Annotated in this window: 12 protein-coding genes; 2 read left to right on the forward strand and 10 right to left on the reverse strand. The window is 50.9% G+C overall.

The features are described 5' to 3' along the window. Positions 1-96 precede the first annotated feature (96 nt). The 3 genes from ACYVC2_RS26370 to ACYVC2_RS26380 form a co-directional block, all read right to left on the reverse strand. Positions 97-921: a TPM domain-containing protein gene (locus ACYVC2_RS26370; protein ID WP_461107580.1), complete on the reverse strand. Its 825-nt coding sequence runs from the start codon at positions 919-921 to the stop codon at positions 97-99. A gap of 22 nt (positions 922-943) precedes the next feature. Then, positions 944-1,378, reverse strand: a complete 435-nt coding sequence (locus ACYVC2_RS26375; RefSeq protein ID WP_461107582.1) for a TPM domain-containing protein — start codon at positions 1,376-1,378, stop codon at positions 944-946. 76 nt (positions 1,379-1,454) lie between these two features. After that, on the reverse strand, positions 1,455-2,036 hold the full coding sequence (locus ACYVC2_RS26380) for a LemA family protein (protein WP_461107584.1): 582 nt from the start codon (positions 2,034-2,036) through the stop codon (positions 1,455-1,457). 178 nt (positions 2,037-2,214) lie between these two features. On the opposite strand from ACYVC2_RS26380, the gene ACYVC2_RS26385 reads away from it, so the two are divergent. Further along, positions 2,215-3,003, forward strand: a complete 789-nt coding sequence (locus tag ACYVC2_RS26385; RefSeq protein WP_461107586.1) for an SDR family oxidoreductase — start codon at positions 2,215-2,217, stop codon at positions 3,001-3,003. 94 nt (positions 3,004-3,097) lie between these two features. Here ACYVC2_RS26385 and ACYVC2_RS26390 read toward each other — a convergent pair whose 3' ends face one another. From ACYVC2_RS26390 to ACYVC2_RS26410, 5 genes are all read right to left on the reverse strand, one after another. Then, the gene (locus tag ACYVC2_RS26390; RefSeq protein WP_461107588.1) at positions 3,098-3,754 is read right to left on the reverse strand and encodes a response regulator transcription factor; all 657 of its coding nucleotides are present in this window, start codon (positions 3,752-3,754) and stop codon (positions 3,098-3,100) included. A 63-nt stretch (positions 3,755-3,817) separates the two neighbouring features. Continuing rightward, positions 3,818-4,630, reverse strand: a complete 813-nt coding sequence (locus ACYVC2_RS26395) for a sensor histidine kinase (RefSeq protein WP_461107590.1) — start codon at positions 4,628-4,630, stop codon at positions 3,818-3,820. Positions 4,631-4,787: 157 nt separating this feature from the next. Then, positions 4,788-5,468: a hypothetical protein gene (locus ACYVC2_RS26400; RefSeq protein ID WP_461107592.1), complete on the reverse strand. Its 681-nt coding sequence runs from the start codon at positions 5,466-5,468 to the stop codon at positions 4,788-4,790. Between the two features lie 12 nt (positions 5,469-5,480). Next, a complete protein-coding gene (locus ACYVC2_RS26405; RefSeq protein WP_461107594.1) occupies positions 5,481-5,897 on the reverse strand; it encodes a hypothetical protein in 417 nt (138 codons plus the stop codon). Positions 5,898-6,286: 389 nt separating this feature from the next. After that, positions 6,287-8,929 (reverse strand): DUF5686 and carboxypeptidase-like regulatory domain-containing protein, encoded by a 2,643-nt coding sequence (locus ACYVC2_RS26410; protein ID WP_461107596.1) that lies wholly within the window; start codon positions 8,927-8,929, stop codon positions 6,287-6,289. A 281-nt stretch (positions 8,930-9,210) separates the two neighbouring features. Here ACYVC2_RS26410 and ACYVC2_RS26415 point away from each other — a divergent pair, with 281 nt between their 5' ends. Further along, positions 9,211-11,244, forward strand: coding sequence for a beta-L-arabinofuranosidase domain-containing protein (locus ACYVC2_RS26415; RefSeq protein ID WP_461107598.1), 2,034 nt, complete (start codon positions 9,211-9,213; stop codon positions 11,242-11,244). A 142-nt stretch (positions 11,245-11,386) separates the two neighbouring features. Here the strand turns inward: ACYVC2_RS26415 and rfbA are convergent, their stop codons facing one another. Both rfbA and rfbB read right to left on the reverse strand, forming a co-directional pair. Continuing rightward, positions 11,387-12,247 (reverse strand): glucose-1-phosphate thymidylyltransferase RfbA, encoded by an 861-nt coding sequence (gene rfbA, locus ACYVC2_RS26420; RefSeq protein WP_461107600.1) that lies wholly within the window; start codon positions 12,245-12,247, stop codon positions 11,387-11,389. Positions 12,248-12,326: 79 nt separating this feature from the next. Beyond that, positions 12,327-13,388, reverse strand: a complete 1,062-nt coding sequence (rfbB, locus tag ACYVC2_RS26425) for a dTDP-glucose 4,6-dehydratase (RefSeq protein WP_461107602.1) — start codon at positions 13,386-13,388, stop codon at positions 12,327-12,329. Positions 13,389-13,417 lie beyond the last annotated feature (29 nt).

The raw sequence follows: 13,417 nt of genomic DNA on the forward strand, positions 1-13,417 counted from the left end.
TCTACAAAAATAGAAGAGAGATTCGGGCAAGGCCAGGATTTTCGTTGAACGGCGGATTAAGCCTATCGACTGGTAGATAAGTTTAGGTATTTTCACCTAATAATCGCCACCAGCACCCCCACCACCGAAACTCCCTCCGCCGAAGCCGCCGAAACCGCCCCCGCTACTTCCACCGCCCCCGCTCCAGCCGCCACCCGAGCTACCCCAGCCCGAAAAAGTCGACGTTGGGAAAAAGACAGGCCCCCAGCCGCCACCCCGATTTCGATTGTTCCCCCCACCCCGATTTCGGCGTGAAATGATAAAAATAATGATCAGAAAGACGATCAATGCGATAAAGATAGCTCCGGAGCCGTCGCCTTCCCCGCTGTCGCTTTTGGGTTCGGCTTTGTATTCGCCACTGGCTCGTTGGATAATTTCGGTCGTGGCTTCATCCAGCCCTCTGAAATATTGCTCCTGTTTGAAGGCGGGAACAATAGTATTCGAGATGATCCGCTTGGCGATAGCGTCTGGAATGGCTCCTTCCAGGCCATAGCCGGTGGCAATGAAAATTTTTCGGGTCTGCGTAGCCCACGCCAGCACCAAGCCATTATTTTTCCCTTGCTGCCCAACACCCCATTTTCGCCCCACCTGAAACGCAAAATCGCCGATAGGGTAAGGCTCGGTTGTTTTAACGATTACAATGGTAATCTGGGTCGAGGTCGAGTCGTTGTAGGTCCGTAGCTTCTGCTCCAGTTGCGATCGTTCTGAACTACTGAGGATACCGACAAAATCGTTGACCAGACGTGGTGGATTCGGTCGATCGGGAATAACCGTGTTGGTACCGGTATCCGTAGCGACGTCCTGCGCCTGCAGACCAGTTGGGGCAACAAGCAACCAAAGAAGCAATCCTACACGGAGCGTTCGGATAAGATACGTAATCAAAAAGGGGGCGTTCACGTCAGTATTAGTCAAACGAAATATCGTCGGCAAGTTCGTTGGTATCGTCACTGGCGTATGGAAAATAATGTTTCAACTGCTCTCCGGCCCGTTCGATCCCCCGGCTCAATCCGGTAGCATAATCACCGGTGCTAAAATGCGTACGTAGCAGCTCTTTGGTCGTTTCCCAGAAGTCGGCTGGCACTTTGGCATCTATACCCTGGTCGCCTACTACGGCAAACTTACGGTCGACGTGAGCCAGATAAAATAACACCCCGTTTCGTGCCTTTGTCTGATGCATACCCAACCGGGCAAATACGTCGATGGCCCGCCGTACTGGATCGGCCTCCCCACAGTGAGGTTCGATATGAACCCGGATTTCGCCTGACGTCGCTTTTTCGGCTTGTCGTATAGCATCGACAATGCGCTGCTGCTCTGCGGACGTGAAAAGATTGGTTGGCATAGGGTATAGGGCGTAGGGCGTAGGGTACAGGGCGTGGGAAATCTATCCCATGCCCCGTGCCCCACGCCCTACGCTATTAAAACTGTACCGTGGGCGCGCTCTGAGCGGCTGCAGACGCTTCGAAAAACCCTTTGACCGGGAAGCCAAAAATACCGGCGAAGATATTATTGGGAAACGACCGTACCGACTGATTATAGGTTTTTACAGCCCCATTGAAATCGTTTCGGGATACCGCAATCCGGTTTTCTGTGCCTTCCAGCTGTGCCTGGAGTTCCGAGAAATTCTGATTGGCTTTCAGGTTGGGATAGCTTTCGGCCACGGCCAGTAACCGCGACAACGACCCACTCAGCTGATCCTGCGCAGCCTGAAATTTCTGTATATTTTCGGGAGTTAGCTGACTGGCATCCAGTTTAATACCGGTTGCATTGGCCCGTGCCTGGATGACCGCTGTCAGGGTACTCTTTTCAAAATTGGCCGCCCCCTGTACGGTCCGGACCAGGTTAGGAATCAGATCGGCCCGGCGCTGGTACTGCGTTTGTACCTGCGACCATTTTTCCTGTACGTTCGTATCTTCCTGTACTAATCCATTGTATGAACTACACCCGTACATGCCCAGTATCAAGGCAATGACGATCACAATAATTAAAGTCTTTGACATGGTTTTTTAGAATGCAAAAGGTTAATACTGCTTTCAAAGTTGATCAAAACTCGTTAATTAGTCGATGTAAAACTACGTCAACGGTGCTTTTGTCGTTTTTGTTTGGGTATTTGTCCTGATGACTGGTATTCAACAGCTTGCCAAAAAACGACTCGGGAGACCCTAATTAGTCAATAAAATGAACCTTGATTTAACCGGAAAAACGGCGCTCGTCTGTGGAAGTACGCAGGGGATTGGGCGCGCTACAGCCATAGAACTGGCACTGCTGGGTGCCAACCTTATACTCATGGCCAGAAACGAGCAGACCCTGAAAACTACGCTAGCCGATTTAGCGACGAAAGAAGGACAAATTCATCGGTATATCGTTGCCGATTTTAGCCAGCCAGGGGCGGTACAACGGGGAATAACTGACCATTTGGCCCAGTTTCCGGAAATGCACATACTCATTAACAACACAGGCGGGCCCTCGGGGGGGCCGCTCATCGATGCAAAGGCGGATGAATTCTTACAGACCTTCCATAATCACCTGCTCAACAACCAGGTGTTGGTTCAGGCAGTTGTTCCGGCAATGAAACAGGCAGGCTATGGCCGCATTGTTAATATTATTTCGACCTCGGTTAAGCAGCCGATTGTCGGATTGGGCGTGTCGAACACGATCCGGGGAGCGGTGGCTCAGTGGGCTAAAACGTTATCGCTGGAGATTGCACACTTCGGGATTACGGTCAACAACGTGCTGCCGGGCTACACCGACACTGCCCGTCTGTCGTCGACGATTGCGTCGCGGGCTAAAAACGCGGGTCAAACAGAAAAAGAGATCGCTGCACAACTGGAACGGGATATCCCGACCAGACGGTTCATTACGGCTGAAGAAGTAGGGGCTGCGGCCGCTTTTCTGTGCACACCCGCAGCCGCTTCGATTAACGGCATCAATCTCCCGGTCGATGGGGGTAAAACAGGCAGTTTGTAAAAGCGGATAGTAAATAGTGGTTCGTTGTGAGAAGCTGAATCGGCTACCGGTCCCGACCGCTGATTATCAACTTACTACTATTTACTAACCTCTATCAGACCAGGCTGTTTTTGAATGCGTAGGCCACCATACCCGCGGTATTTCTGGTGCCTGTTTTTTCGAGAATACGCAGCCGGTGGCCTTCGACCGTACGGGGGCTCAGGAATATTTTTTCGCTGATTTCATTGGTCGAAAGTCCTTCGCAGATGAGTACCAGGACTTCCTTCTCACGCTCGGAGAGTAGAATTTTACTATTATAGAAGGCATTGACGGGCTGAACTTTCGTTTTGTTCGTCATCTTGCGGAGCATCGCCTTCGAAACAAATTCGTTGAGGTAGACTCCTTCGTCCATTACCTTCCGGACCGCCTTTTCCACTTCGCCGGCTTCGGCATCTTTCAGCAGGTACCCACTGACGCCTTTTTCGAGCAGATGCAACACCATCCGATCTTCATCGTGCATGGTAAGCACGACGATTTTCACCAATGGGAAGTGTTCGCGCATGTAGTCGGCGGTAGCCGTGCCGTCCATGACCGGCATTTGTAAGTCGAGCAATACGACATCAGGGGTTTTACGGGCAATTTTGTCGATCAGTTCCTGTCCATTGCCGGCTTCCAGAATCAACTCAAAGTCCTGAATCTGACCAAGAATGGTGGACATGCCCACGCGAAACAAGGTATGATCGTCGCACAGGGCCAGTTTAATTTTGCGCATAGGGGATAAAGAGCTAAGGTTCGATGTCGATTAGTCGCAAATGCCAACTATTCAGCTAACAAATTAACTCAATAAATCAACAGGCTGCGCATCGTGTAGGCGTACCTGTACATGAATCTGCGAACCACGACCGGGCGCTACATCGAAGGTTACATGGCCGTTCACCACACTTAACCGGCTTTCGATGGTTCGAAGCCCTAAACCACCCTGCCGATTCTCCATAAGCGCGTCGAAATCGAACCCAACTCCATCATCGATTACAGACAGTCGTACTTCGTTGTCGAAACACACCAGTTGAACCATGATGTGTTGAGCACGGGCATGCCGAATCGCATTGTTGACCAGTTCCTGCGTAATTCGGTAAAACATCAACTCTAATGCAGGAGGAAACTGAACCGCTGTTTCGGGGTAATTCAGTTGAACATCCAGTTCGCCGTCGTTGGCGCGGTCGATCAGCTCTTCGAGGGCAGCCAGCAGGCCAAAGCGCTCGAGAGTGGTGGGCACCAGATTTCGGCTGATACGCCGGACATTGGTCATCGTTTCGTCGATCATGGAGCGGGTTTTCTGAAACTCGAACCCAACCTGAACTTCGCCCCCTAGCTTCTGTTCCAGCTGATTGAGGCTCATTTTAGTAATCGAAAGCATCGTGCCGATGCCGTCGTGCATATCTTCGGCCAGCCGTTTGCGTTCTTCTTCCTGCCCCCGAAAGGTAGCGGCCATCAGTTCGCGCCGGTGTTGCGCCTGTAACTCTTTGAGCGCCAGTTGCTGCTTTGCCTGCTTCTGCTGGTAATAGGCCACGAAGATGATGATGAACACCGCCATCATCAGCAACACAGCCGTACCCACGGCAATAACAAAACCGGAATCGATCGACATCTGACTTGTTGGCAATACTACGTGAATCGGGTAAAATTGATTAATTGCGGTTTGAATGTCAACGCACGCATGTTACTATTGAGCGAATGGCAATAAAAAGAAAGAGCCACATGTTACATCATACGCTGAAAAAGCGACCCGATTAACTGAGTTGGAATCAATACAATAAATTTTCCTGATCGTATTTACTGGTCCAGAAACCCAATGCCGACAGGCAGGAAAAAATTATAAGTAATACCAGTCCTCCATTCCAGTATCTGTCGAATATTTCAGCCGGAACTTTATTTATATCCTTATACCAGTATTCGCTAAAAAGCACAATAAAAAAAGTTCCGGTAGTATAAATAAACAAACCTGTGACGAACCAGAATAGAGGATGAAGTAATATATTTTTTACTTTAACATCGGTTAGAATTTTATTAAAATAAGATAAGCAGAAAAAAATAGCGAACAGCCTGAAGGAAGATAGGCTACCGGAAGATATAGCGTCACTTTTATAAGTATAGAGGCTTACACTCACGCAGATAATTGCCAGAACAACGGCAAACCGTCGCCAGCTGGGCGCGTCGAAACAGGCGAAACCGATGGCTAGCAGAATCAACGTTTCTACCATCGTTTCAATATTTTGAAGGTAATAGTTATTTTCTTTCAAAACGGCCAGCCAGGTAGCGTACGTTTCTTTCAGAAAGTAAAACAGGAAAAATACAATAACTAATTTTAAGGCATTCGAAAGATATTTATAGCGAAGCAAACCTAAAAAAATAGGCAGGCTACTACTCAAGTGCGTAATGAAATCTAAGGGGTATTTCTCACACAATGATAGTAGCCTTTCAAGCATAGTATTAGCGGATTATTTAGTGTCTGTGCCTTCACAGTGCTGGGGGCAAGGCAAGCCATCTCCCAACGCTCTAAAACCACCTCCCCCGGCGGGCATATCTTTTATTCCAGCCTGATAACCCTGAATCGGCATGTCCTTCCCTCTGGCATCTACCCCTGTCAGCAGTACACGTGGTTTGAGCTGGCCATTACCCGAATCCGTCGGATTTCCGGCGGCATCTTCCCAGCGCTTAGCTTGGTGAACCCGCAGCCCAACGCAACCTTCCTGACTTAACAGATTCATTACCTGTTCGATACCAAAAAACTCGGAGCGAACGTACTCATCTTTTTTTAAACCAACCTTTACTTTACGATCACGGTATGCACCGGTCATCGCTTCGGTTTCCTGGGGGTCAAGCACACGGCCTGCATCTTTGGTGAAAGCATTCATATTCTAAAGGGTTAAAAATATATGTACTGTCGGTTTGTGCTGGAATGGATAGAACCGGAAAGCGGTCCGAACCTACGACACTTATGTTTCGTCTCCATACAGGAGCCAACGTATGGTTAAAAGTCAACTTACTGTTTATTAAACACTTATACCGTATTGTTTATTTACTAATGCGTATAAATACGTAGTAAAGTGCGGATTTTCGCCTGTTTCTCCAGTACAGCGTAAAAGCGGGGTTTTTGCGCTGAAAAGACTTTTTTAGACCTGTTACCTTTGCCGGGTAACGGGCTGGGTTAATCTGAACCGATTTTTCTCATCTGCTCATAGGTTAGGTTATACAATAGCTGACATTCCATGAATGTCAGCTATTTTAGTTTTCTACTCAAAAGCTATAAACCAAACTGGAAAGACGCTTTGACCGCAAACGGCGTTACATTCGGGCTTTGTCGATAGGTCAGCCGGTGCATGGCTTCGATGCGTACGGCTTTCAGCATGTTCTCAAAGCCGTAGCCTACTTCCACATAAGGCGTTTCCTGCAGCGAATGAACAGGTGGCAGTGGCTTTCCAGTCGGGTCATGAGTAGCAATGAGATTCCGGTTGTCGCGGCTCAGATGCCCCCATAGCACGTTACCCGTTACGAACGTACGCCAGCCCCAGCGCCGGATCAACGGTAGCCGGTTCGTGAACAGCCCCTCAAATTTGTGCTCTATTCCCACCGATACGTAGCGGTCGCTCACAAACTCCGCGTAGTTCATTAAGTTAAAGGCATTCCGATTGTAGAACGGGGTCTGATTTCCTAAGTGTACCTGAAGTAATGGATACGGTAGAGCTGACGGAATATAGCCTGCCCTGAAGGAGTACTGCGTACGACCCAACAAGCCCCAGCGCAGGGTTTGATCCCACTGGAGTTGCCACTTATGATAGCTTCTGAACGTACGCCCCTCAAAGGAAGCCGACCCGTACGTGTAGCGTAATGTCACGATCGGAGCCGTTTCGCTGGGGCGACGCCGGATGCGCCGGCCCGTAATCCGACGGGTGGGTACACGACCTGGTGCGTACCGAGTTTCCATGAAGTACTCCACACTACGCAACTCCGTACTGATGGCCGTTGGGTTAGCCTGTTCGTCATTCTGGTTGATAGCGAGCGGAAACAGCGGATCCATACCCCGCGACCGAACACCGATTGTCTGGGTGAAGTTGGTTCCTAAATCACGCTGAGCGCTTAGGGCCGTTTCACGTTGATAAAAAGCCCGCGGATAGCGGCCGAAGCGGCTGGTTGCCCGGAAAAACGAGTTGTCGGCCAGATCTTCCATGCGGTAGCCCAACTGCTCCAGGTCGTAAGTGTGCCGCAGGGAAATCAGCGTCAGAGGCCGGCGGGTAGGTATAAAATTGACCTCCCAGCCTGTTTTCCAGACGCGGTCGCGGGTTCCGTAAGCACCGTAAGCCGAAAGCTGCCAGGTGCGGCTAAAGGCATTGTTGGTTTGCAACCCCATCCGGAACCGATGCCCTTCGATCGGGTTATAAGCCCACATCGAGAAAACCGGTCCGGCCTCGAGCCCCTTCATAATCGGCAAATAGCCCCCATTGAGCACAAATTGAGCAATTTTTGTGTACGTTTTTACCACCGGCAGGCTTCGCACCGTATCGAGTAATGCCCGCGTCTGATCATAAGGCCGGGCTTCCAGGGCCTGCTGGCGCTGACGTTGCCAGAACTCAGCCGAGGATTCAGCCCGATCGTCGGCCAGCTCAATGTCTACGTTAAAAAAGTCGACGGACTTAGGATGACCGACCAGCGGCTGATGGACTGACGAGAAATAATCGACCGAGGCACCGAACGTATTTTTGACGACCTCGCCAACCCCAATTATCAGGTGCGTAGACTCAGGTAGCCAGGCACTTCCCGAATCGCTTACCAGTTCGTATGTCTGATCGATGTCGATGCCATTGATGAAGTTGATATTAGCAGCGGCCCCCACATGCGCTTCGATACGGACCAGCGCGTAGCTTTCGGCATCGATCCACATTCGGCCGCGGAACACCAGGTCCCGTTCGTTCTTAGGATCGAAATCAATGGCGTAGCACGTGTGTTGGCCAATCGGTATGGTGTCGGCCAGAAAATACGTGTACGCCAGTCGCCCACCTTCAGCCAGCGGTGAAATAAACTCTTTTTTAAACAGGGCGATCTGATTCTGATAAAAATTAAGCGTGTTAAAACCTGCGCCCGTAAACATCGCAACAAAACTATCGTCGGTAATTCCAACGCTGCTGATGTTTGTTTTCAGGATATGTTCTTTCGTGTGCTGCGGATTACGGCGTCCGTATATGCGGGAAACCGTTTCTGACACAAAGACAGGCAGCTCTGAAGCGGCTTTGCCCTGCTTCTGCTCCAGCGCCTGCAGGATGACCTTTATGGGTTTGCGCTGCCGAAAACGATCCGATATTTGATTGATACTGATTGCCAGTTGGCTGTAAGCATCATATTCATACCCACTCAACTGCCGGAAATCATTCTGTTTGCGGTGAGTATGTATTTCCCGCAGAATCCGAAAAGCCGGATTTTCACCTGCATGTACAATGACTTCGTTGAGCATAGACGCAGCGGGTGACAGTGCAATGTCGACCGTAGCGGCTCTAATAGCTACCGCTACGGTCTGGTAACCCAAGGCCGAAACCAGTAACGAATCAGCGGGTTGGTTTAGGCGGAGTTCATAGTGCCCATCGACATCAGCCTGCGCTCCTGTGGCTTTCCCCTTTACGGCGACTGACGCAAACGGAACGCTTTGCCCCGAACTTAGGTCGGTAATTTTACCGGAAATAAGCATCGGTTTGGCGGGTACCTGCCCGAAGCCAGACGCTCCGCCAAACCAGGAGGCTATGAGTAACAGGATGGATAGTATGCGGACTTTCATGGGGTTGCTGTCTTTATGCGCAGCGATGACCACTGATCCGACGTTTCCCCCTACACGAAAAAATCCGTTCGTTAAAAATCGTCGCTTCCGGGCCAGGCTGTCGAGTGGTAGTTGTTTGTTCATCGCGTGTTGTTTGCAGAACAAAATTCTGATAACCAGGTCAGGTCGGGAAGCGGTTTGTTCCTGAAGTGTGAATAGTTGCTCCTTAATGGTTCGAATAGGCTACTGAATTGCAGTACAGATTAAACCCGTTACTGTACGCTCATAAGAAAACCCATCTATACCCAGAATTAATACCGGGCTCTGCTCAATAAAGCGATGCATCCTTTGTGGTTAAGGTCCTACTTTTGCTAACAGTGCTTACCGCTTACTAGCAAGCACCTAACCTAACCCTGCTTTTGCTCATGCGTATTCCTCTTTTCGGCCTTCTTTTCGTCGGCATGACTCTTTACGCCAATGCTCAATCGGCAACGACGAAAAAAGTCACCCCATTTGCCGGTTATACAAACAACCGGCATCCACTACGGCCCAACCCTTACATCGAACTACCACTGGGTGCGATAAAAGCGCAGGGATGGCTGAAAGAAATGCTCGTGCGGCAAAAAGACGGAGCTACGGGGCAACTGGACGAGCTCTATCCGCTCGTGATGGGCAACCGAAACGGCTGGCTTGGTGGCGACGGCGACCAATGGGAACGGGGCCCTTACTGGGTCGATGGGCTGCTGCCCCTCGCTTATCTGCTGGATGACAAAGACCTGATCGCCAAAACCAAGCCTTGGGTCGAATGGGCGATCAACAGTCAACAACCCAACGGCTATTTCGGACCACTGAAAGATTACCCGTCGGAGCCGGGGGTCCAGCGCGACAACTGTCAGGATTGGTGGCCTAAGATGGTGATGCTCAAGATTTTGAGGCAGTATTATTCAGCCACTCAGGATCAGCGTGTCATTAAGTTGATGACCAATTATTTCAGGTATCAACTGCAGGAGTTGCCGAAGCATCCGCTCGATCACTGGACGTTCTGGGCGCGCTACCGGGCGGGCGATAACTTAATGGTGGTCTACTGGCTTTATAACCAGACGGGCGATGCGTTTCTGCTGCAACTGGCTGACCTTATTCACAAGCAAACCTTCGATTATACCGACGGGTTTCTGCACACGAATTTCCTGGCCAAACCCGGGAGTATCCATTGTGTCAATCTGGCACAGGGCATCAAAGAACCGCTCATTTATTACCAGCAGCATACCGACCGAAAATACGTTGACGCGGTGAAAAAGGGCTTTGCCGACATCCGCCAGTACAATGGCATGGCGCATGGCCTCTACGGTGGCGACGAGGCCCTACACGGCAACAACCCAACGCAGGGTTCGGAGTTGTGCAGCGCGGTCGAGATGATGTTCAGTCTGGAAAGCATACTGGGTATCACCGGCGATGTGGCCTACGCCGATCAACTGGAGAAAATCGCGTTCAATGCGCTCCCTACGCAGGCCAGTGACAATTATATGGGGCGGCAGTATTTTCAGCAGGCCAATCAGGTGATGCTCACACGGCATATCCGCAACTTCGACGTCAATCATGGCGGTACCGACCTGTGTTACGGTTTGCTGACGGGCTACCCCTGCTGTACGTCCAATATGCACCAGGGCTGGCCCAAGTTTACCCAGAATCTCTGGTACGCTACCGCCGACAAGGGTCTGGCTGCGCTCGTTTACTCGCCCAGCGAAGTGAAAGCCTACGTAGCCAACGGCGCCGAAGTGACCATCAAAGAAGAAACGACCTACCCTTTCGGCGAAAGCATCCGGTTTACGCTGACGACCGGCAAACCCGTCGCATTCCCGTTCCATGTGCGGATTCCAGCCTGGTGTACGAAAGCCAGCATTCTGATCAACGGTCAGGTCTGGAAAGAATCGGCAGGAAACCAGATCATACCGATAACCCGAAGCTGGAAATCGGGTGATGTCGTTGAGTTGCGGCTACCGATGCATGTTTTTAGAAATCAGTGGTACGAAAACTCGGTGTCTGTCGAACGTGGCCCGCTCACCTACGCGCTCAAAATGGGGGAAGACTGGAAAAGCGTAAAGAACGATAAAGACCCTGTAGAGTATGGCGATCAATATTTCGAAGTGCGGCCCACAACGCCCTGGAACTACGGCCTGCTCGAATCGGTCAGTAACCGGCTGGAGCAGGCAGCGACGGTTCGGCAGAAAGATGAGCTGGCCAGGTATCCCTGGAATCTGGACAATGCCCCTTCCGAAATCCGGCTAAAAGCCCGGCGGATTCCCTCCTGGCAACTGTATAACGAGATGACAGGACCAATTCCGTACAGCATTACCTACGGCATGGTTTCTGACAAAGACGAGGAAGAAATTGTCCTGGTCCCTTACGGTTGCACGACCCTGCGCATTTCGCAGTTTCCGCTGCTCCGGAAACGAGATTGACCGAGCGGATTGCTTCTTTCGAAGGAACCGTATGGCTTTTATAGCTCGGCTCAAAAAGAAAACGTACGGATCAATACCCACGAAAAACGCCGGACTGCTAGGACCGGCGTTTTTCGTAAACTTTACAATGGAGCTAATCGGCTTACTTGAGAATATTCAGCAGATAAGCGCCATAGCCACTCTTGACCAATGGTTTGGCAATGGTAGCCAGTTGGTCGGCATCGATAAACTTCATGCGGTAAGCAATCTCCTCGATACAGCCGATTTTCAGTCCCTGCCGCTCCTCAATGACATGAACGAACTGGCCCGCCTGAATAAGCGACTCAAACGTACCCGTGTCGAGCCAGGCGGTTCCGCGGTCCAGTACGCCAACTTTCAGCTTGCCTCGTTCCAGATAAACCCGGTTTATGTCCGTAATCTCCAGCTCACCCCGCGGTGACGGTTTGATGTTCTTCGCAATCTCGACGACGTCGTTGTCATAGAAGTACAGCCCAGGCACCGCATAATTGGACTTAGGTTTTTCGGGCTTTTCTTCGATCGAGAGTACGTTGAACTGCTCATCGAACTCAACGACACCGTAGCGTTCCGGATCATGCACCTGGTAGGCGTAAACAACGCCCCCATCCGGGTCGTTGTTGGCCTGAAGCAGCTTCGATAAGCCCGAGCCGTAGAAGATGTTATCGCCCAGTACCAGCGCGACTTTCTCATCGCCGATAAATTCTTCGCCGATAATAAACGCCTGCGCCAGTCCATCGGGGCTGGGCTGAACCGCATAGCTGAACTGACAACCGATTCGTTCGCCATCGCCCAGCAGTTTCTCAAAATGAGGCAGATCGTGGGGGGTCGAAATAATCAGAATTTCGCGAATGCCCGCCAGCATCAAAATCGACAGCGGGTAATAAATCATGGGCTTATCGTAAACCGGCATGAGTTGTTTCGAAACAGCCAGCGTAAGCGGATGAAGTCGGGTGCCGGATCCTCCGGCCAGAATAATTCCTTTCATAGTGTAGTGTGGGGCGGAGGGCACGGGGCGCGGGGCGCGGGGAGACTACCCCATGCCCTTCCCCTTATGCCCTATGCCACTATCGATTTGCGTACATTCCCTGATAATAACTCTGATAGGCTCCCGACGTTACGTTGTCGAGCCAAGCCTGATTGGCCAGAAACCAGTCGACGGTTTTTTCGAGACCTTCTTCAAACTGAAGTGACGGTTGCCAGCCCAGTTCGTTCATGATCTTGTTAGCGTCGATAGCGTAGCGCAAATCGTGACCGGCCCGGTCGGTAACGTAGGTGATGAGTTGAGCCGAAGTGCCTTCGGGACGACCCAGCTTGCGGTCCATGATCGAGCAGAGCAGATTTACCAGATCGATGTTTTTCCACTCGTTGAATCCACCGATGTTGTAGGTTTCGCCCAGTTTCCCGGTATGAAAAACGGCGTCGATAGCCCGGGCATGATCGACCACGAACAGCCAGTCGCGCACGTTCTCACCTTTTCCGTAAACCGGCAATGGCTTGTTGGTCTGGATGTTATGGATCATCAGCGGAATCAGTTTCTCCGGAAAATGATTCGGCCCGTAGTTATTCGAACAGTTCGACAACACGACCGGGAGTTTGTACGTATTGCCATAGGCGCGTACGAAGTGGTCGGAAGCCGCTTTGGAAGCCGAATAAGGCGATTGCGGATCGTAGGAGGTTTCTTCGGTGAAGAACTCGTCCGGATTGTGCAACGATCCGTATACCTCGTCGGTCGACACGTGGTAGAATCGTTTTCCGTCGAAGCCACCGTTGCTGGCCCAGCTGTTTTTTGCCGCATTGAGCAGGTTCACTGTTCCGACGACATTGGTCATCACAAACGACATCGGATCGGTGATCGAGCGATCGACGTGCGACTCGGCCGCCAGGTGAATAACCCCATCGAAGGTCAGTTCAGCGAACATGTCCTCCAGAAATTTCGCATCCGTAATATCCCCTTTCACGAAGGTATAATTCGGTGCGTTCTCGATGTCGGACAGGTTTGCCAGATTACCGGCATAGGTCAGTGCATCGAGGTTATAAATCTGGTACTCAGGGTACTTTGTGACGAATAACCGTACAACGTGCGACCCGATGAATCCGGCTCCGCCGGTAATCAGTATTTTTTTCATGGTTTAACGATTCGTAATTCAGATTTCCG

The organism is Spirosoma koreense (genome assembly GCF_054777875.1).

Excerpts from the sequence above, each read along its gene's own strand:
- ACYVC2_RS26375 (WP_461107582.1), bottom strand. The coding sequence starts at position 1,378 with ATGCCAACCAATCTTTTCACGTCCGCAGAGCAGCAGCGCATTGTCGAT.
- ACYVC2_RS26380 (WP_461107584.1), bottom strand. The coding sequence starts at position 2,036 with ATGTCAAAGACTTTAATTATTGTGATCGTCATTGCCTTGATACTGGGC.
- ACYVC2_RS26385 (WP_461107586.1), top strand. The coding sequence starts at position 2,215 with ATGAACCTTGATTTAACCGGAAAAACGGCGCTCGTCTGTGGAAGTACG.
- ACYVC2_RS26390 (WP_461107588.1), bottom strand. The coding sequence starts at position 3,754 with ATGCGCAAAATTAAACTGGCCCTGTGCGACGATCATACCTTGTTTCGC.
- ACYVC2_RS26395 (WP_461107590.1), bottom strand. The coding sequence starts at position 4,630 with ATGTCGATCGATTCCGGTTTTGTTATTGCCGTGGGTACGGCTGTGTTG.
- ACYVC2_RS26400 (WP_461107592.1), bottom strand. The coding sequence starts at position 5,468 with ATGCTTGAAAGGCTACTATCATTGTGTGAGAAATACCCCTTAGATTTC.
- ACYVC2_RS26405 (WP_461107594.1), bottom strand. The coding sequence starts at position 5,897 with ATGAATGCTTTCACCAAAGATGCAGGCCGTGTGCTTGACCCCCAGGAA.
- ACYVC2_RS26410 (WP_461107596.1), bottom strand. The coding sequence starts at position 8,929 with ATGAACAAACAACTACCACTCGACAGCCTGGCCCGGAAGCGACGATTT.
- ACYVC2_RS26415 (WP_461107598.1), top strand. The coding sequence starts at position 9,211 with ATGCGTATTCCTCTTTTCGGCCTTCTTTTCGTCGGCATGACTCTTTAC.
- rfbA (WP_461107600.1), bottom strand. The coding sequence starts at position 12,247 with ATGAAAGGAATTATTCTGGCCGGAGGATCCGGCACCCGACTTCATCCG.
- rfbB (WP_461107602.1), bottom strand. The coding sequence starts at position 13,388 with ATGAAAAAAATACTGATTACCGGCGGAGCCGGATTCATCGGGTCGCAC.